Genomic DNA, 22,183 nt, shown 5'->3' with positions numbered 1-22,183 from the left:
TTAAATATAGCCCAGCATACCAGCGATGAGTACCAGTACGCCTACCACGATGCGCCACCAAGCAAAAATCGTAAAATCGCGGGTACTGACCCAGTTAACCAACCATTTGATGAAAATCATGGCAAAAATAAATGATACCACCACACCCACTGCCATGATGGTCCAGTCTTCAGTGGTGGTTAAAATATGATGGTTTTTGGTCAGATCTAGTAGCCCAGCACCCACCAATACAGGAATCCCTAAAAAGAAAGAATACTCCGCAGACGCCTTACGTGATACCCCCAAAAATAGCGAGCCGATAATGGTAGACCCTGAGCGAGAAGTACCAGGAATCAAGGCAAGACATTGAATCAAGCCAATGATAATCGCCGTTTTAATATCAATATCTTCTGCTTCGGCATATTTGACCGTATGTTTGTGTTGTTGGCGCTCTGCCCAAAAGATAATCAAACCACCGACAATCAATGAGATCGCCACTACGGTTGGGTTAAATAACGCCGCTTTTAACGCTTTATCAAACAGCAAACCTATCAGCATAATCGGAATGGTGGAAATAATCAGCGAGATACCCAATTGACGCGGGTTGTTACGTTTAGGGTCTTTACCCGTAATAAGTCCCATCAAGGCGCGCCATAGCCGCCCCCAGTACAAATAAATTACCGCTGAAATCGCACCCAGCTGAATGACGACGATAAACAAGTCGGCTTTATCTTTGGTCCAAAAATTTAACAGGGAGTCGGCAAGAATTAAATGCCCGGTACTTGAAATCGGTAAAAATTCGGTAATGCCCTCAACCATGCCCATGATGATGGCTTTAAAAATCAAAATAAGATCCATAACGTATCCAACTATGTTAGTTATTAACAGTCAAAGCTAACAATTTTTGCGCTTATAACAAGGTAAAGGGTAGCGAGTCAAACTTAACACAACATGAGTAATCAGCCGATAAATTAAGCCTTTTGTTGTTCGGCTAGGGTTTTCCACGCATTATTTCTTAAATAAACCGGCAGTGCCAGCTCAGCAGGGACGGATTGGTGCTGCTGGTACAAGGTTAGCCCAAGTTTGGCAATGATAATCGCTGAGGGGCGAATATCGGCAAAGATGGCTTGACCTAGCTGCGCATTGACCAAGGTTGCGCCATTGCCTACTAAGGCTAAGTCTTTGTCTATCACACTGTCATAATCAAGCAAATGCTCAGTAGCGCCTGCCACAAGCTGCATGATACCATCGCTCACGGCGTATTCACCGACGTATACTTGGTTCATGCGCGCATCTGTCAGCGCCAATACGTGGGGGCTTTGGTGTCGTTCAAATGCCGATTGGGCGATAGCTTGCAGGCTTGATACCGGCAAACAAGGCAAATCATGGGCAAAAGCGATGGCTTGCGCTACCGCCGTATTAATGCGTATGCCACTAAAAGCCCCGGGACCTCGATTAAAAGCAATCGCAGTCAGTTGTGACCAATCAATCGATGATGCTGTCATCAGCGCGTGTATCATCGGCAAAATTTGCTGGGTTTGCAGACGATTTCCCGTCAGGGTCTGTTCAGCGATGACATTACCTGCTAAATCCACGAATGCCACTGAGCATTGGTCAAACACACTTTCAAGTGCCAAAATCATAACAAATTGCCTTTACCGTTAGCAGCAATCATGCGCTTAAAGCACACAAATTTTGCCTAAAAAATTGCTTGGTATAATACCACTAAAAACAAATTTGAGCATAATTTAGTTAACATGGATTTAAGCAAAAATGCCCTCAATCCCGTCAATAAAATGCTATAATCCTTACTATTTTTAGGGATTTAAAGCCAATGTATTAAAGTTGATAGCTAACGGTTAACAATGGTTTGCAAAGTCACTCAGAGTTATTCAAAGTCACTTTGCTGCGCAATTTTATAGCGTATGTTATAGCATGTTTTATTAGTGGTCTAAGTTTTATTTGTCGGTTAAATGGGTAGATAGGTTATGAGCGGTAAAATAATTTTTGATAATGGCAAGCATCAGTGCATTATGTTTAGTGATTTGGTAAAAGGTGACGGTATTCAGTCCAATCAATTTTTAATTTTGCACTCAGATGAAGAAACTGTCGGCGCGGTTATTGACCCAGGTGGGGATTTGACCTATACGCCGCTAACCCTAGCACTACTCAAACATACGGATATAAGGCATATCCGCTATGTGATTGGCTCACATCAAGACCCCGATATCATTGCGTCATTGCCGCGTTGGTTATTGCATACCCAAGCCAATATCGTCATCTCAAGATTGTGGGAGCGTTTTTTACCGCATCTTAACTCCGCGTTTACCACTGACCGTCTGCAAGAAGGGTATCTTAAGCGCTTGATTGCGCTGCCAGATGAAGGCGCGGTGTTGCCTTTGGGGAAAAGCCAGTTATTTGCTTTGCCTGCGCACTTTCTGCATTCAGAAGGTAATTTTCAGTTTTATGACCCCATCAGCAAAATTTTATTTTCAGGCGATATGGGGGCTTCGTTGCTCGGTGATGCGAATGTGCCAGTGGAAGATTTTGACGCGCATATTCCGACCATGCGAGGGTTTCATCAGCGCTACATGGTCAGTAATAAAGTCACCCGTTTTTGGGCAGATGCGGTTCGGCAGTTAGATGTCGAGATGATTGTGCCGCAGCATGGCAAATCTTTTGTTGGCAAAGCCATGATTAATCGCTTTTTGGATTGGATAGGCAATTTGCCTTGTGGGGTTGATTTGCTCACACAAGACGATTATGACTATGCAAGGCTGATTAATAGTGTTAAAGTTGACTGATTTGTTGTTTTAGTCGATGATGTCTTGTACTGTTACCCCTGTTTTTGAACAATTTGCCAACTCATACGATGCCGCCACGCCGATTCAATCGCAGGTGGCAGAGCATTTGGCGCAGCTCATTGTGCGTTACCATACCGGCGTAACCGATATGTGCGTGGTTGATGTGGGCTGTGGCACAGGAAAATTGACGCAGGCGGTGATGTCAAAGTTTTTACAAAATGCAGCGTTAGCTTCCGCTCAGTTATATGGCGTCGATACTGCTGCCAGTATGCTTGCAATTTGGCAACAGCGAGTCGCGCATCTTTTGTCGATGCCGCTGTCATCTACCTCATCCTCACCAACTTCTCCAATGACGCTGCACAGCCAAGCGCTTTGCGCCAATATGGCAGATATGGCATTGGCGAATCAATCAGCCGATTTGGTGATGAGTAGTTTTGCCCTTCATTGGACATCGCCAAGCGTTATCGCAGAGCTTGGGCGTATTGTCAAAACCAAAGGTCAACTGCATCTGGCAATTCCGGTGGCAGGCTCTTTTCATCAAGTCAGTCAGCGCTTTCCCAAGTTACCTGTTTTTGATTTTTTATCCAGTCAAGCTTGGCTAGCGGCGATAGAGACCTTGCGGCAACAGCGTCAAGGCACGCTAATGTATCACACCGAGCAATCGTTTGCTTTTTCTTATGACAATTTAAAAAGTCTGTTAAAAAATCTCAAGCAAATGGGCGGCGCCGTCTCTGGCAAAGACCGCATCGATACGGCGACATTTAGACGCTATCTGCAAGACCAATCGCCGATTGGTCTGGATTATGAGCTGCTGATGATTGGCTTACAGCTGTAAGGGTAACAAATTTATCGACGATTTGGCTAACATTTAGCGTTACACTAGCATCAACTTTATACCTCTTTTTGATTATTTTAATTAACAACTCTATGACTACACACACTCTATCTTTTAAAGATAAGCTACAAGCCTATATTCACTTGACCCGCTTTGATAAGCCTGTGGGCATTGAACTGGTGTTTTGGTCGACTTTATGGGCGGTGTTTTTGGCGGCAAAAGGATTTGAGCAACTCCCCCCTTGGCATGTGGTGGCAATCTTTGCGGTGGGTGCGGTGTTGATGCGAGCGGCAGGCTGTGCCATCAATGACTTTGCTGATAGAAAAGTCGATGGCCATGTGTCGCGAACCAAAGGTAGGCCGCTGGCGGATGGTCGCTTGACGGGTAAAGAAGCGGTTTGGACGTTTTTAATTTTATCTTGGGTGAGTGCAGCGCTATTAGTATTTTTGCCCGTGCAGGTTTTTATTTGGTCATTTGGTGCGGTGGCGCTGGCGTTTATCTATCCGTTTATGAAACGCTTTACCCATTTGCCGCAACTGTTTTTGGCAGCGGCTTTTGGCTGGGCGATTCCGATGGCGTATGTTGCGGTATCGCAAGTATTAACGGGGCAGACAGAGGTTGATATTTGGTGTTGGCTGCTGTTTGTCGGCTATATGTGCTGGACGGTGGCGTATGATACCCAATATGCGATGGCAGATCGTGAGGATGATTTAAAAATTGGGGTCAAATCCACCGCGATTTTATTTGGTAAATATGATGTGCTGATAATTAGCCTACTGCAAGGGATATTTTTGCTCAGTTTGGCGGGCGTGTTTTGGCATTATTTTGGCGCGCTTTCAGTATTGGCGCTGCTACCTATCGTTGCCATGTTTTACCGACAAAATAAACAATGTCTGACCTACGATCGTAAGCTTTGCTTTAACGCATTTTTAGACAACGTGTGGGTAGGGCGCTATGTATTTTTGCTAATCGTGATACTGAGTGTATCGGCACTTCGAGGATAAACTGTGATAAACATAAAAAACGCCTAAATTTGATTGTAGGCGTTTTTTTTGATAATAGCCATAATTTAACTATAACCATAACTTGATAGGCAAATTGAGTCCAAGGCGGTTGGTGAGTTGGTTATTGTTAAGCGAAACAATCCGCTCAGCAAATAACCCCACCACCATAGGCAGCAGTTGGTGTTCCATCGCATGAACGCGCTGCTGTAATTGGCTAGCATTTTCAGCCGCGTTGACGCAGGTCACCGCTTGGGCGATGACTTCCCCCGCATCGAGTTCGCTCGTTACCAAATGCACGCTGCAACCATGATAGCGCTCGCCAGATTGTAGCACACGGGTATGGGTATCTAAGCCTTTATAATTGGGTAGCAGTGACGGGTGCAGATTTATCATGGGCACGTTTAATCCATCCTTGCTGGTGACACCATCAATAAACAGCGGCGTTAAAATCCGCATAAATCCTGCCAACACCACCAAATCAGGTTGCCACGCGCGCAATTCTTGCAGTGCCCGTTGTTCAAAACCGACACGGGTATATTTTTTGCCATTATCGTCACGCGCAATCACTGCGGTTGCAATATTAGCTTGCTGCTCATTGGCAAGGCGGATGCGCTCAAGTGCATAGGCATCGGCTTTATTACTAATCACGCCCACGATTTGAATGTTTAATAATTGCTGCAGCTGCTTATCAATTAATACTTGCAGGTTACTGCCACTGCCAGAGACGAGGACGGCAATTTTTAACGGGGTAGGGTTTGTCATGTTCAACTTCATAAGGATAGCAAAGCAATAGGTTGGAAAAACTAAGGTGCGTAAAAACGCACCTTTTAAATTAACTCAAGGATAAACTAGCTCAAGGATAAATTAGCTTAAGGGTAAATTAAGGGTAAAATAGCCCAATAGTAAAGTAACCGATTGAGTCGCGGATAACATTAGCGATAGGTTACCGCATCGCCTGTTCTTTCAACGATTTCACCCAATTTCCATGCGGTTTCGCCTTGTTCATTGAGTAATTCAATGGCTTGGTCTGCTTTATCTGCCGGTACCACGACGACAAAACCCACACCGCAGTTAAAAGTGCGGTACATTTCCATTTGCGCAATATTGCCTTTTTCTTGCAACCAAGCAAATACAGGCGGGAATGTCCAAGATTTCACATCAATTTGCGCCGCCAAATGGTCGGGCAATACGCGTGGTAGGTTCTCCGTCAAGCCGCCGCCGGTGATATGTGCCATCGCATGCAAGCTTGCGTTGCCCAAGGTTTTTTGCAGTTGTCCAATGGCTTTGACATAGATTTTTGTCGGTGCCATCAACACGTCTTTTAATGCTTTGCCGTCTAATTGTTCAGTGGCAACATCGGCACCGCTGACTTCAATGACTTTACGCACCAATGAATAACCATTTGAATGCACGCCGCTAGAGGCGATACCGATTAACACATCACTGTTGGCAACGTTTTTACCCGTGATAACTTCCGACTCTTCGACGACGCCCACACAAAAACCTGCCAAATCATAGTCGTCATCTTGATACATACCCGGCATTTCAGCCGTCTCGCCACCGATGAGCGCACAATTTGCCAATTTACAGCCGTCACCGATACCGGTGATAACCGTTGCTGCGGTATCGACGTCCAGTTTTCCTGTGGCATAATAATCCAAGAAAAATAACGGCTCGGCGCCACAGACTAGCAGGTCATTGACACACATCGCGACCAAGTCTTGACCAATGGTGTCGTGCTGCTGCAGTTGTAAAGCCAGTTTGAGTTTGGTACCGACACCATCAGTCCCTGAGACCAATAAAGGGGATTTATAGCCTTGCGGAATACGGCACAAGGCGCCAAATCCACCCAAACCACCGACTACTTCAGAGCGGCTAGTTGCTTTGGCAACTGATTTAATGCGCTGAACTAACGCTTCGCCAGCATCGATATCGACGCCAGCATCTTTATAACTTAACGAAGTGGGTTGTGTAGTCATGGTCTTCCTATCGCCAGAATCATTGGGAAAAGTAATACGCGCATTATACCCAAATTCCCATCAAAAAGAAAAATAATCCATCGCTTTGCTACTTGGCTGATATTAGGCTGTTTATCGTTCATAACGCCTTCTAATACCATAAATGTGATATGGCTTTATAACATAGCTTTGAATATTTGTATGAGTTGTGCAGTTTGCGCTATCTATTTTTGTCAAATTACCTAAAATTAGTCGAAAATACAACGATGGCAGTGACCGTCTTTTATTTGACATTACCCTTATATTTTTGGCGTATTTGGCTTTTTTGAGGAACCTATGTACAACCCATTCCCTTATCGATTTACGAAAGATGTGTTTTTCAAACGGGTATTTATATCGCTATTTTTGGTTGCAATAGGCTATATCATTTATCAATTACAATCGGTAATTTTACCATTTTTGGTAGCATTTATTTTGTCGTATGCGATTAATCCGCTCGTACAAAAATTACAGGACAAGGCACACATTCGCCGCTGGGTGGCGATTTTGCTGGTATATTTGTCCACTGGGCTGATGATTGGATTGATACTTTGGTGGCTCATTCCGCTGGTGTGGGAGCAGTTACAATCGGCATGGAAGTATGTACCAACGGCAATTGACTATTATAACAATACGCTTCGAGGCTGGGTGCGTTCTCACACCCCCATACGCTTGCCTGCCATGCAAGTGCGTGATATGTCCAAAGGCTTGGTGGATTATCTCAAAGAAAACTACAATATCACCGATGCGCGCTCATTTTTTACCAATTTAATGTTATCAGGCATGAATGTAATCAACGTGGCGGGCATTGTGGTGCTGGTGCCGATTTTGATGTTTTATTTTCTATATAATTGGGATGAGCGCTTGGTAAAAATGCGTCATATGATTCCCAACCGTTATATTCCATCGGTCTATCGTATCGCCAAAGAAAGTGATGAAGCGTTAATGTCATTTATCAAAGGTCAGCTACTGGTGATGGTGTTGCTCGGTATGGTGTACGCGGTGCAATTACAACTCATTGGACTTAAAGTCGGTCTTATCATCGGTATGATGGCGGGTATCGCAAGTTTTGTGCCGTATCTTGGCTTTACCCTTGGCTTTATTGCGGCGATTATTGCAGGGCTGTTTCAATTTGGCGTGGACTGGGTACATTTAGTGCTAATTGTCGGTGCCTTTATGGTAGGGCAGGCGGTGGAAGGTTATGTTTTGCAGCCGTTATTGTTGGGTGATAAAATTGGTTTATCACCATTGTGGGTGATATTTGCGGTACTTGCCGGGGCGGCACTGGCAGGCATTGCCGGTATGCTGATTGCTTTGCCGCTCGCCGCTGTGCTCAATGTGCTATTCAAACATGCGTATGACAGTTACCGTGAAACTGAGTTTTATAAAGGCGATGCCCAATATAGTCTATTTAAAGAAAAAAATCTGATGGATATCAAGCTTGAGCAGCAACAAAAACAAATCGAGGCGCAAATGAAGAAAGAAAATACCAGTTGGATGACGCGGATAAAAAATATCTTCTAAAACAGCAAGATGTCATTCAAATGACTACAAGCGCGTAATTTTGCCGTATAATAGCCGACTATGTGATAGGCGTTTTCTATCTGATAGGCGGCTATAGATACGCTCAATCAAGCATTTGTTGTGAGGGATTGGTCAGCCTTGCGTTAAATGCTTTTTTTTATTTGCAATTTTTCCAATAAATGACGCGTCGTTGATAGGCGATAGCGTCATCATAGGTTTATTTATCGGTTTATCATCAGTTAGGTATCTTATGCAATCAAACAATTCTGTAAGCCCAGCAGCAACCATGCCTGCTGTTGAATTAAATCCCCAATTATCAGCCCAACTATTAGAGAGTGACGTAGACTTAGATAGTGACATAGATGGGCTTGATGATAATGATTGGGGTGGTGAGGCGTCAGACAGTGATGCTTTAGACAATGAAGCGTTAAACGAAGCGTTAAACAATGAAGCGCAGCAATCCTTGGGCGATGCTAAAGGTGACAGCCAAGGCGATGACATCAAATCCGCGCGTTTTCGCAAGCTACAAAAAAAATTACGTAAGCTGGTCTCTTGGGCGATTCGTGACTACAACATGATTGAAGACGGTGATGTGGTCATGGTGTGTATTTCAGGCGGTAAAGACAGTTTTACCTTACTGGATATTTTGTTGTTCTTAAAGAAAATAGCGCCGATTCAGTTTGATGTGATTGCCGTTAATCTTGACCAAAAGCAACCTGACTATCCTGAAGATATTTTGCCCAACTATCTGACCGAGCATGGCATTCCGTATTATATTTTAGAAAAAGACACCTATAGCGTGGTCAAGCAAATCGTACCAGAAGGTAAAACTTACTGTTCGGCGTGTTCACGTCTGCGCCGTGGGTCGTTATATGGTTTTGCCAAACAAATCGGCGCAACCAAAGTGGCACTCGGTCATCACCGTGATGATATCATGGCGACGTTTTTCTTAAATTTATTTCACGGCGGTAGTCTCAAAGCCATGCCACCAAAACTGCTATCGGATGATGGGCAAAATATTTTGATTCGTCCGCTTGCGTATGTGGAAGAAAAAGACATTATCAAATATGCCAATTACAAGCAGTTTCCGATTATTCCTTGTAACCTGTGCGGCAGCCAAGAAAACCTGCAACGGGCAATGATTAATGACATGCTGCGCGCATGGGATCAACAATACCCGAATCGCTTGGATTCGATATTCGGCGCGATGCAAAATGTCGCACCGTCACAGCTCGCTGACCGTGAGTTGTTTGACTTTGAAAATTTGCAGTTAAAGCGTGATGAGCATATCCGTGTATTTGAAGGGGAAAACATCCAAGCGGGGCAGATTGATGAGCAGCTTCAGCAAAAAGGGGTACCAACTGCACCTGATGTGCAAACCTTTGACCCTACCAAATATCAAAAAACCAAAGCGCCTCAAAAATCCAACGCCAGCCAAAACGCTGAGAGCCAAAAAATACCGACAATCAATCCTTTGATTTGATAACCAAGCGGGTCAAGCACACGACTATTTTGGTTACTGTAATGGGTTAAGCTATTGAGGTGATAAGCGGTTGATTCGATAAGCTACTGGTTTAATAAGAAAGTTCGATTAAATAAACCCGAACTTCTTTTTTAGTTTTAATTTGTAAATTGTTGCCATCACGCAACGAGCCGTATCGCTAAACGAGATTGCGCAACGAGATTTCAAAACAAAATTTCACAACGAATTGTCGCGTTATTTTTATCTTAGCCGCGATTATTTTTTTGACCCTATGGTTGCATCATTGCTAGGGGTAACGGGGCGAGGCGCTACAGGTTGGCTTGATTTAGGCTGATGGGTATTAATGTATTTTGGGTGGCGGTTGTTAGGTGTGATGCGAGGATAATACGGACGTGACCAGCCGCCAAAACCGCCGAGCCTTCCATAAAATGGTGAGCCCCAAAATGGGTCGGTGTTGTACCACAGTTGATTTAGCCTTTGCTCACGTTGGTAGTTGAGATAACCTTCGTCATGCGCTTTTAACAAATCAAGCGTCATCGATTGTGGGCATACATCATTGTAGTCATAGCCCTCACGTCCCAACTGGTAAGCGCGTAGCGGTGTGCAATAACGTTTTAATCCTTCTTCACGACCTTGTCGCCACTGTTGCTGGTTGGGTACAGCATTGGCTTTAGCGCATTGCTTGATATGCTTTTGAATATAATCTTGACTGCGACCCAGTAAACCATCTTGATAACCAATGGTTTGCCAATTGCTTTGTTGGCACTGAGTGGGTGTTAATCCGCCGCCCAAGGTAGCACAACCTGTCATCGAGGCAGTGACAGCAAACAGTCCAAGCATTTTTTTTGAGGTGGTTGCTGGGTGATAGGTCTCTATGAATGAAAGCATCGTCATGGTGGTACCTTTGAAGTTTAAAGTCGCTATTAGCCAGTCAAAAACTGGCTAAACCGATCAAACCGTTAATGAATTGATATTTTTTAATTTAGCAGATTATTTATATAAAAGCATTTATCAATGGTTAAAATTTTGTTAGGCTACTTAATACAACCAAATGAATAGCGTCAAATTAACAGGGTCAAATTTTTGAGTTAATGTGGTGATAATGCATTAATTTTTTATCAACAGGGTGAGGGTCATGCAAAAAATTTTAATCGCCAATCAAAAAGGGGGCTGTGGTAAAACCTCGATTGCGGTGAGTCTAGCGGCGGCATTGGCAAACCAAGGCAAAACAGTGGCATTGGCAGATGCAGACCCCCAAAAATCAAGCCTACAGTGGCTAAAAATGCGCCCAACGGACGTACCTGCTATTATCGGTATTGACTGGCGCGATAGCAATGATATCGGTGATATCCCAAAAAGCTTGGGTAAAAACGACTGGCTGATTATTGATGCCCCAGGTGCGTTATCAGGCACTAAAGCCGAGCAGCTGATTGCCGAATGCAAGGCGATTTTAATTCCTGTTTTACCCGCTTTTTTTGATATTGACAGTACCAAACGCTTTTTAAAAAGCCTAGAAGACATCAAACGTATTCGCAAAGGCAAAGTCGATATTTATCTGGTTGCCAATCGCGTGCGTAGTCAATTGATGCAGGACAATGAACCGACCGAAAAACTGATGACGTATTTTGCTGATATTGGGCAGCAGCCACTGGCTTGGCTATCTGAGCGTAGTATTTATCAAGCCTTGGCAGAGCGCGGCTTGACGATTTTTGATAAAAGCCAAAAACCGTACCGCGACATTCAAGCCCAGTGGCAGCCAATTATGGATATGTTAGCTTCCGAGCCGCAGCCGACTGACAAAGTTGACGCCAAAGCCGAAAACAAAGCTGACACCAAAACTGAAGCAAAAACATCATCTAAAAAATCCAAAAATAGTAGCTGGTACGAGTAATATAATCAATGGGAATATGGATAGCCATCGCCATCGGGGTGTTTATTGTCGGTAGTATCATGGGGTTAAAACCCTCTGCTCGCGAGACCATGCGTGATAATCTACGCATGGCAGCCAGACGCGTAGGCGTGCAGCCAAAACTGGTCGCATGCCCCGATTGGATTATCGGCGATACAGGCGAACGCGGTAAAGGCATGATGGCGCAGTACGGCGTGGTGATTGAGGACGCGAAGATGCGCCCCTGTGATTATCAGGTGATTGAGGGCAAATGGCGACCCTTTACCGGGCATTATCCCGCTAATTTTGCGCTTGATAATCGGGAGGTGGATTTACCGGCATCCATCGCAACAACTGTTAAAGGTTTAAGCTGTAAAGCCAATTTTGTGTGTATTTATTGGCAAGAAAATAGCCAACTGGGCATGAAATCAGAACTTGAAACCACCGAAAAAGACCTAATCATGTTAAAAAGTAAATTGCATGATTATGCCAAATTGGTGCAGAATAACTAACTTTTCGTATTTTAACTTACCCTTTTTAATGATTTTGTGAACCCAACATGAGTAAAACACCGACAGCGAGAAAATCAACCAAAACCACGGATACGGCTGATACAAAAGCAGACACGAAAGCCGCCCAAAAAGCCGCAACCAAAGCCGCCGCGCCCAAATCAACAGCCGTATCAAAAGCATCAAAAACAACGCCTAAAACGTCGGGGCAAGGCAAAGCCTTGGTGATTGTTGAATCCCCTGCCAAAGCCAAAACCATCAATAAGTATCTGGGAGATGATTTTATCGTCCGCTCTAGTGTGGGGCACGTGCGTGATTTACCTGTGTCGGGTTCTGGCGCAGCAAAAACCGATGAGAAGTCGGATACCAAGCTCACCAAAGAGCAAAAAGCGCAGCAAGCCTTGGTACGGCGTATGGGCATTGACCCCGAGCACGACTGGGTGGCACATTATGAAATTCTACCCAGCAAAGTTAAAGTCATTAAAGAATTAAAATCCCTTGCCAAAGACGCCAAAGAAATTTATCTTGCAACCGACTTGGATAGAGAAGGGGAAGCGATTGCTTGGCATCTCAAAGAAGTTATCGGTGGCAGTGATGACAAATACAGCCGCGTGGTATTTAACGAAATCACCAAAAACGCGATTCAAAATGCCTTTAAAAGCCCCACCAAGCTAAACTATGACCGTGTCAACGCGCAGCAAGCCAGACGATTTTTAGACCGTGTCGTTGGTTTCATGGTATCGCCATTGCTATGGCAAAAAGTAGCGCGCGGACTGTCGGCAGGGCGAGTACAATCTGTCGCCACGCGTCTAGTGGTCGAGCGTGAACGTGAAATTCGCGCTTTTACCCCAGTGGAATATTGGGAAATCCACAGCAATACCCACAGCCAGCAAGCCAAACAAGAGACCATTCGCCTAGAAGCGGTAAAAAAATCGGGTAAACCCCTGTCGCTAGAAAACGAAGCACAGACCCATGCCGTTGTCGCATTGCTTGAAACATCCGATTTTATCGTAGCAGATCGGGAAGAAAAACCCACCCAGTCAAAACCCGCTGCACCCTTTATCACCTCGACACTGCAACAAGCCGCCAGTACCCGCCTTGGTTTCCCTGTCAAAAAAACCATGATGCTAGCTCAGCGCCTGTATGAAGCAGGTCATATCACCTATATGCGAACCGACAGTACTTTTTTGTCAGCGGATGCACTCACCAGTGTGCGCGGCTTTATCGACAAACAATACGGCACAAAATATGTCCCAAAATCGCCCAATGTGTATGGCAACAAGCAAAACGCCCAAGAAGCGCACGAAGCGATTCGCCCCTCAGACGTACTTGTACAATCTGCCTCGCTAAAAGACATGGAGCGCGATGCCCAGCGTTTATATGAGCTGATTTGGCGCCAGTTTGTGGCGTGTCAGATGCCACCTGCGCAGTACCAATCCATGACGTTGATTGTCAATGCTGGTGAGGTTGAGCTTAGAGCCAAAGGTCGGGTGATGACCTTTGATGGGTATACCAAAGTACAGCCCCCGGCCAAAAATGAAGACAATCTATTACCTGATGTAAAAATTGGGGAAAAATTGGTGGTCGATAGTATCGAGCCTACCCAACATTTTACCAAGCCACCGGCACGCTATACTGAAGCAAGCCTAGTCAAAGAACTGGAAAAACGTGGGATTGGTCGTCCGTCCACGTATGCCGCTATCATCTCAACCATTCAAGAACGTGGTTATGTCAAGGTAGAAAACAAACGTTTATTCGCCGAAAAAATGGGTGATATTGTCACTGACAGATTGGTTAACAGCTTTCCGCATTTGATGGACTATACTTTTACCGCTGGGCTTGAAGAAAACCTAGATGAAGTCGCTGAAGGTCAGCAAAACTGGAAAAAAGTGCTGGATGATTTTTATGGCGATTTTAAAGGCAAGTTAGAGCGTGCCAAAGACGAAGACGGCATGAAGCCTAATGACCCAACCGATGTCCCAGATATTCATTGTGACTTATGTCAGCGCCCAATGCAGATCCGTACAGGCTCTACAGGGGTGTTTTTGGGTTGTACCGGCTATAATTTACCCCCCAAAGAGCGTTGTAAAGGCACCAAAAATTTGATGCCTGTGGAAGCCTTTCATAGCCAAACCAGTAAAGAGAGCCAAAATCTCGGTGAGGACGACGCGGACAACAACGACGAGATACAAGCGCTACTTGAGAAAAAACGCTGCCCGAAATGCCATACCGCGATGGATGGGTATATCGTCGATGGCGGGTTAAAACTCCATGTCTGTGGTAACAATCCTGACTGTGATGGCTATCTATTAGAAAAAGGCGTCTTTGAAACCGCAGGCAATGACGATGTGCCTACCATACCTTGTGATAAATGCGATGGGCAAATGGTGCTTAAAACTGGGCGTTTTGGTGCCTATTTTGCCTGTCAGCAGTGCAATAACACCCGTAAAGTGCTCAAAAATGGCGATGCAGCGCCGCCACGCATGACCGCAATCCCTATGCCAGAACTCAAATCACAAAAATTTGATGACCATTATATTTTGCGTGAAGGGGCAGCAGGGTTATTCTTGGCAGCGTCAAAATTTCCTAAAGTGCGCGAGACGCGCCCACCAAAACTGTCAGAGTTACGCGAGATACAAGATCAGTTGGAAGATAAATTCCAGTATTTATTTACCGCGCCAGATACCGACAATGAGGGCAATCCAACAATTTTGCGTTGGAGTCGTAAAAATGCAGAGCAATATATCGGCTCAGAAAAAGACGGCAAAGCGACTAAATTTGCCTTGGTTTATCGTAAAGGTAAATGGGTGGAAGAGTGACGAAAGATAATTCAGCAAAATTAGCGGTTTTAATTGATGCCGATAATTCTTCTGCCAAAAAAATTCCGTTGATTTTGCAGGAAGTGGCAAAATATGGTGTTGCTAGCGTTAAAAGAGTATATGGTGATTGGAGTAGTGAAAATCTAAAAAATTGGCGTGACGTACTTTTGCCTCATGCGATTACACCTGTACAACAGTTTGCCTATACGAGCGGTAAAGACGCTACCGATATGATGTTAATCATCAATGCAATGGACTTACTTTATAGCAAAGCGTTAGATGGATTTTGTATCGTTTCTAGCGACAGTGATTTTACCCCACTTGCTTCTCGGATACGAGAAAGTGGGTTAGTCGTTTATGGTTTTGGTGAAAAGTCAAAAACACCTGAAGCCTTTATTAATGCCTGTGATAAGTTTATTTATATTGAAAACTTGGAAGATATTAATAAAACAGATACCTCTATTCAACTAATTACTTCAACGAATAATGACAATAACCAAGTGGTAAATCCTACTCAGGTTACAGAAGTGAAAAACTTTGAAAAGCTACAACTAGATAGTGTCTCAACGCAACTTACCATTGATAGTGCAACACTACAATTAATTTATAAAGCAATTAAAGATACGGCTGATGATGATGGTTGGGCATATTTAGGGAATTTAGGCAAATATTTAGTCATGTTGAAACCTGACTTCGATGTGAGAACGTTTGGCTGTAATAAGCTTTCTGAATTACTCGAAAAATTAGGATTATTTACTTTCCAAAGAAGAGGCTCACAGATTTTTGTGAGAAAAAAAGCCAGTTTTTCAAAATTTTTGAAAGCCGTGCAAGACACGATTATAGCTAAATACGGTATCAATCAATGGGTTTATTTGAATCCCTTAGCGATAGAAATTAATAAATCTTATCCAAATTTGGATGTTTCTGAATACGACTGTAAAAGTATTTATCAAGCCTTATTGAAGATTGAAAGTAAATATTTTGAGTTTTCGGACGATAAAAGAAAACTTCAGCTATTACAATCAAAAAACTCATAAAATCTCTACTAAAAAAGCCCAAATTCGGGCTTTTTTAGTAGAGTTATTAGCGTGGCTATGGTTGAGCTATTATTAATTTTTAAGCAAAAATCATCTCAATATCTTTGTGATCAAAACGGTAAACATGTCCGCAGAAACCACAATCTAGCGCCAATTCATCCCCATGCTCATTAGCAATTTCTAATGCAGCTGGTTTGCCCAACTGAAAAATTGCCGATTCACTTTTCTGCTGTGAGCAAGTACAAGCAAAGGTCAACGGCATAGGCTCAGCCGTCACCACGTCTTCTTCATGATACAATCGATATAAAATCTCATCGGCTGGTAAGGTGGTTAATTCTTCAGCTTTTAGCGTTTTGGTTAAGATTTTTAAGCGCGGGAACAAGTCATTATCCACCGTCTCATGCTCTTCTTCTGTGGTACGTGGTAGCAACTGTAGCACGATACCGCCCGCTTGCTCACCATCACAAGCCAAGTTGATTAAGGTAGGAATCTGCACGGATTGCTGTTGGTAATGTGCCAAACAATCCGCCAAGTTATCTGCCACACGCTCAACAATGCCTTGATAACCTTCTGCTTGTGTGCCATACGTGGCATCAGGTTGGATATTAATAAATAACACCCCTTCACCGACTTTACCAAGTTTGGCAAAGGCATCATTTGCCGTTTGTGCGGATTGCCATTCGCCTGTCCACTCTGCAAGACCGCGAATGTGACCTTGGTGGTCGCACTCTGCCATCGCCCAAGTTAAGCTGTCCTGTTCAGGGTCAGTGGCTGCGCCTGAATTTTGCAATTGAATGGATAGACGACCTTCAATTTTTAAGGTGCCAATCAGCAAGCTTGCCGCGACCAACATTTCCCCAAGTAGTTTTTGCAGGGCAACTGGGTAATCTTTTTGCTGCAATATCGTCTGTAGGCTGTCGTTGATTCGTACCACGTCACCGCGTACAGGGCTTTGCTCAAAATAAAAACGTTGGCGCATATCAAAATCGTGAAGTGCTTGAGTCGCTGTTGTCATAAATAACCTATGTTAAGTGAGTTTTAATCAATTTATTGAGCTATAAATGGGGATAAAATACAAAATAGCAAAAAAATGGTAAAAAAATTGTCGATGATGAAAAAAATATTTTTTGTAAATCTATTGTCACAACACAGAAAAGTAAATTACTATAAACTCACATTTGAAATCTTTTGAATATCCTTAACTATTTTTTATCAGTCATTGTGCAAGGTTTTGCCAGATTTTAATGGGTGCAATGAGGGATGATGAAGGACAGGGAAGGATAAGCATAAAGAGATGGGGGGAGTCTTTTCACTAGATTTGGCATTGACAGCCACACAGCGAAAAGATTAACTAAGAACGTATCATACGACAAGGATCATAGGATGATTTTAATCTCTAAAAAGCCAATAGCCTTAGCAACCGTTGCTATTATGGCATTAGGTCTTGCAGGTTGTAACAAAGCCAGCGACAACAAAGCGGCAGGGACTGAAGGTAGCCAACCAGCGGCAGCGGCTACTGGTGAAAAAACGCTCGATAAAATTAAAAAATCAGGGGAAATCGTACTGGGTTACCGTGACTCCTCAATTCCATTTTCTTATATCGCAGGTACGCCAAACCAACCTGTGGGTTATGCCCATGACCTCCAATTAAAAATTGTTGACGCAGTCAAAAAACAATTGAATATGCCAGACCTTAAAGTGCGTTACAACCTAGTAACCTCACAAACTCGTATCCCATTGGTACAAAATGGTACGGTTGACTTAGAGTGTGGTTCAACCACCAACAATGAAGAACGCCAAAAACAAGTGGCTTTCTCAAACGGTTTCTTTGAGATTGGTACTCGCTTATTAACGGCTAAAGATTCAGGCATCAAAGATTTTGCGGATTTAAAAGGCAAAACCTTAGTGACTACCGCAGGTACCACCTCTGAGCGTTTTATCAAAAAACTCAACGATGACAAAAAAATGGGCATTAACATCGTTTCTGCCAAAGACCACGGCGAATCTTTCTTGATGTTAGAAAGCGGTCGTGCGGCAGCCTTTATGATGGATGACGTACTGCTTGCGGGTGAAAAAGCCAAAGCCAAAGATCCAAACAAATGGGTCATTGTTGGTACCCCACAATCGTATGAAATTTACGGCTGTATGATGCGTAAAGACGATAGTGAATTTAAAAAAGTAGTCGATGATGCGTTGGTTGCGACTTATTCATCAGGTGAAATCAACGACATCTACAAAAAATGGTTCATGTCACCGATTCCACCAAAAAACATCAATATGAACTTCCAAATGTCTGACAACTTAAAAGCCTTGTTAGCAAACCCACATGACGGCGCGCAACCAAAAGACGTCGCTAATGCAGCCGCATCTGCTACAGTCAATGCAGTAGCAACGGGCGCTAGTAATGTGGCAACCGCTGTGGCATCTGCAAGCAATGCAATTGCAAGTGCAACAAAACCTTAGTTGATGGGATAACAACAAACTAGGTTAGGAAGGTTGCTATCCAACATAAAACTGACGTCATCACCTATCAATTGTGGTTACGTCAGTTTTAGTTTTTGGGTAAATCAATTTGCTAGACAGGATTTTGGGGGTGGCAATGAATTATAGTTGGAATTGGGGCGTGTTGCTGCAACCAACAGGCGTAGGCAACGAAGTCTACTGGCAGTGGCTATTAACAGGCTTTAAATGGCTGTTGGTCATTGGTGGGAGTGGCTGGCTGATTGCCTTAATTATCGGTACGATTTTAGGTATTATGCGTACTTTACCAAATAAAACTGCTAGAGCGATTGGTACGGCTTATGTGAGTTTTTTTCGTAACATTCCGCTATTAATACAGTTATTCTTCTGGTTTTATGTGGCACCTACTTGGCTGACACCTGCCTTACAAAAATGGTGGTTTCAGGAGTTAGACCCAAATACCTCGGCGGTGATTTCGGCAAGTATTGGTCTTGGGTTATTTACTGCGGCGCGTATCGTTGAGCAAGTGCGTACGGGCATTGAATCATTGCCAAAAGGGCAGACCAATGCTGCCTATGCGCTTGGGTTCACCTTGCCCCAGACGTATCGCCATATCGTCTTGCCACAGGCGTTTCGGGTGATTTTACCACCGATGAGCTCTGAGCTTACCAACTGTTTTAAGAATGCCTCGGTCGCTTCATTGGTCGGGGTTACTGAGCTGATTAGTCAAACCAAAACTATCAGTGAATATACCCAGAACAATATCGAAGTGTATACCTTTACCACGATTATTTATTTATTGTTTAATTTGGTGTTGATTTATTTTATGACTTGGCTTGAGAAAAAATTACGCATCAAAGGTCAAATCGATGGGGGTGGCGCATGAATATGATGGAATTACAAGCCGCAATGCCCGGGTTGATGGGTGGCTTATGGATCACTTTCAAAGTGTTATTTTTAGCTATCATTGGCGGTTTAGCGCTGGGTACGATTCTAGCCTTGATGCGGTTATCAGGGATAAAAATTTTAGCCGTGCCTGCCAAGCTGTATGTCAACTTTTTCCGTTCAGTGCCGCTGCTGTTGGTATTGCTTTGGTTTTATTTTGCTGTACCGATGGTGTACAACTTGGTGACGGGCACGTATTTGACGTTGGATACCGCGTTTACTTCGTGCGTGGTGGCATTTATGGTGTTTGAAGCCGCATATTTTTCTGAAATTGTACGTGCGGGTATCCAGTCAATTGGCAAAGGACAGGTCAATGCTGCTAAAGCCTTGGGTATGACGTATGGTCAGACCATGCGCTTTATTATTTTGCCACAAGCGTTTCGCAAGATGTTTCCGCTACTTCTACAACAGTCGATTATTTTGTTCCAAGATACGACGTTGGTGTTTGCGATTGGCTTGGTGGATTTCTTCCGAGCCTCATACGTGCGCGGTGACTTGATGGGGTTATTGACCCCCTATATCTTGCTGGCAGGGGCGTTTTATTTTGTGGTCAGTCTAACCGCATCGACCGCTGTCAACCACCTACGCAAACGCTTTCGCATGGCTTAATCAATATTGAATAAAGGAAAATAACATGTCAGTAGTTACTAAAATTGATGAAACCACCTGGCTCAACGAATTTGGTGGCTTGGTATCAAACAGTGGACACGCCAGTCCCGATATCATGATTAATGTCAACAAAATCAGTAAATGGTATGGCGACTTTCAAGTATTGACCGACTGTACCGCGCATGTGCATAAAGGCGATGTGACCGTCATCTGTGGTCCATCAGGTAGTGGTAAATCAACTTTAATCAAAACCGTCAATGGGCTTGAAGCCTTTCAACAAGGTGAAATCTTGATTGATGGCATGTCGGTCGGCGCCAAAGCAACCGACTTGCCAAAACTACGTAGCCGGGTAGGGATGGTATTTCAGCATTTTGAACTGTTTCCGCATTTATCCATCTTAGAAAATTTGACCTTGGCACAAATCAAAGTATTGGGTCGTAGTCAGTCTGAAGCGCAGAAAAAAGGCTTAGGTTATCTTGACCGCGTGGGCTTGTCAGCGCATGCCAAAAAATACCCTGCCGAGTTGTCAGGCGGTCAGCAGCAACGGGTAGCAATTGCACGCGCGCTTAGTATGGACCCGATTGCAATGCTGTTTGATGAGCCAACTTCCGCGCTTGACCCTGAGATGATTCAAGAGGTACTTGAGGTGATGATTGAGCTTGCTAATGAGGGCATGACTATGATGTGTGTGACCCACGAAATGGGCTTTGCGCGCCAAGTCGCCAGCCGTATCATCTTTATGGATCAAGGTCATATCGTTGAAAACTGTAGCCGTGAAGAATTCTTTGCCGGTGCGCGTAGCGAGCGTGCGAAAGATTTTTTGTCAAAAATCTTAAATCACTAAATATAAGATAAAGTTTATTTCATTAAAAAACGGCAGTCACTGCCGTTTTTTATTGTCAAAGTTTGCATTAGCCTAATTGCTCATGAGTGATTCAAATTCTTTGAGTTCCTCTTCCATATAGGTGAGTAATCGTTGGCTATGGGGCAATATTTGGCTACAGGTGACGATACAAAACTCGATTTTATCCACGTAAGTACACAAGGTGATATTCATCGCTTGGTCATTGAGCACGATCGAGGCAGGATACAGCGCCTGCAGTTTTGCCCCTTGCCAATACAATGGCTGATGAGAACCTGGTACATTTGAGATAATCAAGTTAAAACCGCGATAATCGGGAAACAGACCGGTAAGTACCTGCAATCCTGAACGGCTATAAGCAACCCCACTATAAATAATCGACGACGCTTGCTTCATCCGTGAAAAGCGTTTTTTACTATTTTTGGTGCTGCCATTAATCGTCTTTAACCGGGCAACAGGGTCGGCAAGGTGGGTGGCAAGATTGGCTAAAATAAAGGTAATTTGATTGCCAACGTGTTGGCTTGCGCTATCGTTGTCACCGCGCAGGGATAAGGGTACAAAAGCAATCAAGGGTTTTTTGGGTAAGCCATTGATATCGAGCAAATAACGGCGTAACGCGCCCGAACAAATCGCCAAAATCACATCATTGACGGTCACAGCGTAATGTTTGGCGATGGTTTGAAACCGAATAAGCTCATAAGATTGCGCAGAGATACGCCGTGAGCTTGATACTGGTTGGTTGAGGGGGCTATCTGGCGCTTGGGTAGTGGTAATGTAGTCTTTGTGAAATCGCTCTACCACATTTTTACCTAAGGCTTTGATGGCGGGTGGGATAGCCAGCGCTTGCTCTTTGACGACACGCAGAAGGGATTTATCTTCTGGTATCAAAGCATCAAGTTGGTGACGATGACGGGTCATTAGCGACCAAATTGGCAGGCTAATACGCTCGGTTGGCGATTCTGATAGCGATTTTTTCACCAAACGAATCGCCGCTATCCCATCGACCATAGAATGATGAATCTTAAAATACAACGCAAAACGATTGCCTTCAATCCCCTCGATGATGTGACATTCCCACATCGGTTTGGCACGGTTGAGTAATTTGCTGTGCTCTTGAGATACATAGGTCAATAGCTCACGGATGCGTGCCGGTTTGGGCAGGGCGATATGGCGAAAATGATGGTCGACTTCAAAGTTTTCATCGGTTTTCCACCATGCTAGGTGATACAACACTTGGTTAAACGGAAAACTCGGCGGCGTCTTTTGCGTGACCATCTGCTGCACCAAATCACTGACAAAGGTATCGCTTGCGCCATCGGGAATCTCAAACAAGAACAGCCCACCAATGTGCATCGGCTGATTGCGATTTTCAAGTAAGATAAATAACTGGTCAATGGCGGTGAGCAGACGCATGCGATGTCCTTAAGT

General features: G+C 44.0%; 19 protein-coding genes and 1 pseudogene. 13 read left to right on the top strand and 7 right to left on the bottom strand.

The genetic code is table 11. The features are described 5' to 3' along the window. Positions 1-837 (bottom strand): undecaprenyl-diphosphate phosphatase, encoded by an 837-nt coding sequence (locus H9W84_RS08615; RefSeq protein ID WP_239743045.1) that lies wholly within the window; start codon positions 835-837, stop codon positions 1-3. Positions 838-950: 113 nt separating this feature from the next. Beyond that, entirely contained in the window at positions 951-1,622 is a 672-nt protein-coding gene (gene tsaB / locus H9W84_RS08610; protein ID WP_239743044.1) for a tRNA (adenosine(37)-N6)-threonylcarbamoyltransferase complex dimerization subunit type 1 TsaB, read from the bottom strand. A gap of 345 nt (positions 1,623-1,967) precedes the next feature. Between tsaB and H9W84_RS08605 the strand changes: the two genes are divergently transcribed. The 3 genes from H9W84_RS08605 to ubiA all read left to right on the top strand — a co-directional run bounded on the left by H9W84_RS08605 (position 1,968) and on the right by ubiA (position 4,622). After that, complete coding sequence (locus tag H9W84_RS08605) at positions 1,968-2,783, top strand: oxygen-binding di-iron domain-containing protein (RefSeq protein ID WP_159676627.1); 816 nt, start codon at positions 1,968-1,970, stop codon at positions 2,781-2,783. 16 nt (positions 2,784-2,799) lie between these two features. Beyond that, positions 2,800-3,618: a methyltransferase domain-containing protein gene (locus H9W84_RS08600; protein WP_239743042.1), complete on the top strand. Its 819-nt coding sequence runs from the start codon at positions 2,800-2,802 to the stop codon at positions 3,616-3,618. Between the two features lie 92 nt (positions 3,619-3,710). After that, positions 3,711-4,622, top strand: a complete 912-nt coding sequence (gene ubiA, locus H9W84_RS08595) for a 4-hydroxybenzoate octaprenyltransferase (RefSeq protein ID WP_239743040.1) — start codon at positions 3,711-3,713, stop codon at positions 4,620-4,622. Between the two features lie 69 nt (positions 4,623-4,691). Here the strand turns inward: ubiA and purN are convergent, their stop codons facing one another. Both purN and purM read right to left on the bottom strand, forming a co-directional pair. Beyond that, on the bottom strand, positions 4,692-5,384 hold the full coding sequence (purN, locus tag H9W84_RS08590) for a phosphoribosylglycinamide formyltransferase (protein WP_099808424.1): 693 nt from the start codon (positions 5,382-5,384) through the stop codon (positions 4,692-4,694). A gap of 170 nt (positions 5,385-5,554) precedes the next feature. After that, positions 5,555-6,601, bottom strand: coding sequence for a phosphoribosylformylglycinamidine cyclo-ligase (purM, locus tag H9W84_RS08585; RefSeq protein ID WP_099808423.1), 1,047 nt, complete (start codon positions 6,599-6,601; stop codon positions 5,555-5,557). 315 nt (positions 6,602-6,916) lie between these two features. Between purM and H9W84_RS08580 the strand changes: the two genes are divergently transcribed. Both H9W84_RS08580 and ttcA read left to right on the top strand, forming a co-directional pair. Next, positions 6,917-8,143 carry an AI-2E family transporter gene (locus H9W84_RS08580; RefSeq protein WP_239743038.1) on the top strand — a complete coding sequence of 409 codons (1,227 nt, stop codon included), beginning with the start codon at positions 6,917-6,919 and terminating at the stop codon, positions 8,141-8,143. A 286-nt stretch (positions 8,144-8,429) separates the two neighbouring features. Then, positions 8,430-9,626 carry a tRNA 2-thiocytidine(32) synthetase TtcA gene (gene ttcA, locus H9W84_RS08575; RefSeq protein WP_239743739.1) on the top strand — a complete coding sequence of 399 codons (1,197 nt, stop codon included), beginning with the start codon at positions 8,430-8,432 and terminating at the stop codon, positions 9,624-9,626. Positions 9,627-9,881: 255 nt separating this feature from the next. On the opposite strand, the gene H9W84_RS08570 is transcribed toward ttcA, so the two are convergent. After that, on the bottom strand, positions 9,882-10,520 hold the full coding sequence (locus H9W84_RS08570; RefSeq protein ID WP_239743035.1) for a DUF2799 domain-containing protein: 639 nt from the start codon (positions 10,518-10,520) through the stop codon (positions 9,882-9,884). A gap of 241 nt (positions 10,521-10,761) precedes the next feature. Between H9W84_RS08570 and H9W84_RS08565 the strand changes: the two genes are divergently transcribed. The 4 genes and pseudogenes from H9W84_RS08565 to H9W84_RS08550 all read left to right on the top strand — a co-directional run. Then, entirely contained in the window at positions 10,762-11,517 is a 756-nt protein-coding gene (locus tag H9W84_RS08565; protein ID WP_239743033.1) for a ParA family protein, read from the top strand. 8 nt (positions 11,518-11,525) lie between these two features. Continuing rightward, positions 11,526-12,026, top strand: a complete 501-nt coding sequence (locus H9W84_RS08560) for a hypothetical protein (RefSeq protein WP_095355881.1) — start codon at positions 11,526-11,528, stop codon at positions 12,024-12,026. 47 nt (positions 12,027-12,073) lie between these two features. Next, the gene (gene topA, locus H9W84_RS08555; protein WP_239743031.1) at positions 12,074-14,842 is read left to right on the top strand and encodes a type I DNA topoisomerase; all 2,769 of its coding nucleotides are present in this window, start codon (positions 12,074-12,076) and stop codon (positions 14,840-14,842) included. Next, positions 14,827-15,636 (top strand): annotated as a pseudogene (locus H9W84_RS08550) (NYN domain-containing protein); the annotation flags it as partial. The gene topA and the pseudogene H9W84_RS08550, both read left to right, overlap by 16 nt. A 322-nt stretch (positions 15,637-15,958) precedes the next feature. On the opposite strand, the gene hslO reads toward H9W84_RS08550, so the two are convergent. Then, positions 15,959-16,894, bottom strand: coding sequence for an Hsp33 family molecular chaperone HslO (gene hslO / locus H9W84_RS08545; RefSeq protein WP_007116981.1), 936 nt, complete (start codon positions 16,892-16,894; stop codon positions 15,959-15,961). Positions 16,895-17,262: 368 nt separating this feature from the next. Between hslO and H9W84_RS08540 the strand changes: the two genes are divergently transcribed. The 4 genes from H9W84_RS08540 to H9W84_RS08525 all read left to right on the top strand — a co-directional run bounded on the left by H9W84_RS08540 (position 17,263) and on the right by H9W84_RS08525 (position 20,737). Then, on the top strand, positions 17,263-18,342 hold the full coding sequence (locus tag H9W84_RS08540) for a glutamate/aspartate ABC transporter substrate-binding protein (RefSeq protein WP_128680003.1): 1,080 nt from the start codon (positions 17,263-17,265) through the stop codon (positions 18,340-18,342). Positions 18,343-18,478: 136 nt separating this feature from the next. Beyond that, a complete protein-coding gene (locus H9W84_RS08535; protein WP_040404072.1) occupies positions 18,479-19,225 on the top strand; it encodes an amino acid ABC transporter permease in 747 nt (248 codons plus the stop codon). Continuing rightward, complete coding sequence (locus H9W84_RS08530; RefSeq protein WP_050324714.1) at positions 19,222-19,893, top strand: ABC transporter permease subunit; 672 nt, start codon at positions 19,222-19,224, stop codon at positions 19,891-19,893. The genes H9W84_RS08535 and H9W84_RS08530 overlap by 4 nt, the downstream gene beginning before the upstream one ends. 115 nt (positions 19,894-20,008) lie before the next feature. Then, positions 20,009-20,737, top strand: coding sequence for an amino acid ABC transporter ATP-binding protein (locus H9W84_RS08525; RefSeq protein ID WP_138019449.1), 729 nt, complete (start codon positions 20,009-20,011; stop codon positions 20,735-20,737). A 72-nt stretch (positions 20,738-20,809) separates the two neighbouring features. On the opposite strand, the gene H9W84_RS08520 is transcribed toward H9W84_RS08525, so the two are convergent. Further along, entirely contained in the window at positions 20,810-22,168 is a 1,359-nt protein-coding gene (locus H9W84_RS08520) for a WS/DGAT/MGAT family O-acyltransferase (protein WP_239743029.1), read from the bottom strand. Between the last annotated feature and the right edge of the window lie 15 nt (positions 22,169-22,183).

It is taken from the genome of Moraxella tetraodonis, from assembly GCF_022359095.1.
Lineage (GTDB): Bacteria > Pseudomonadota > Gammaproteobacteria > Pseudomonadales > Moraxellaceae > Faucicola > Faucicola tetraodonis.
The sequence above is the reverse complement of the archived record's forward strand: the minus strand, read 5'-3'. Positions and strand labels throughout refer to the sequence as shown.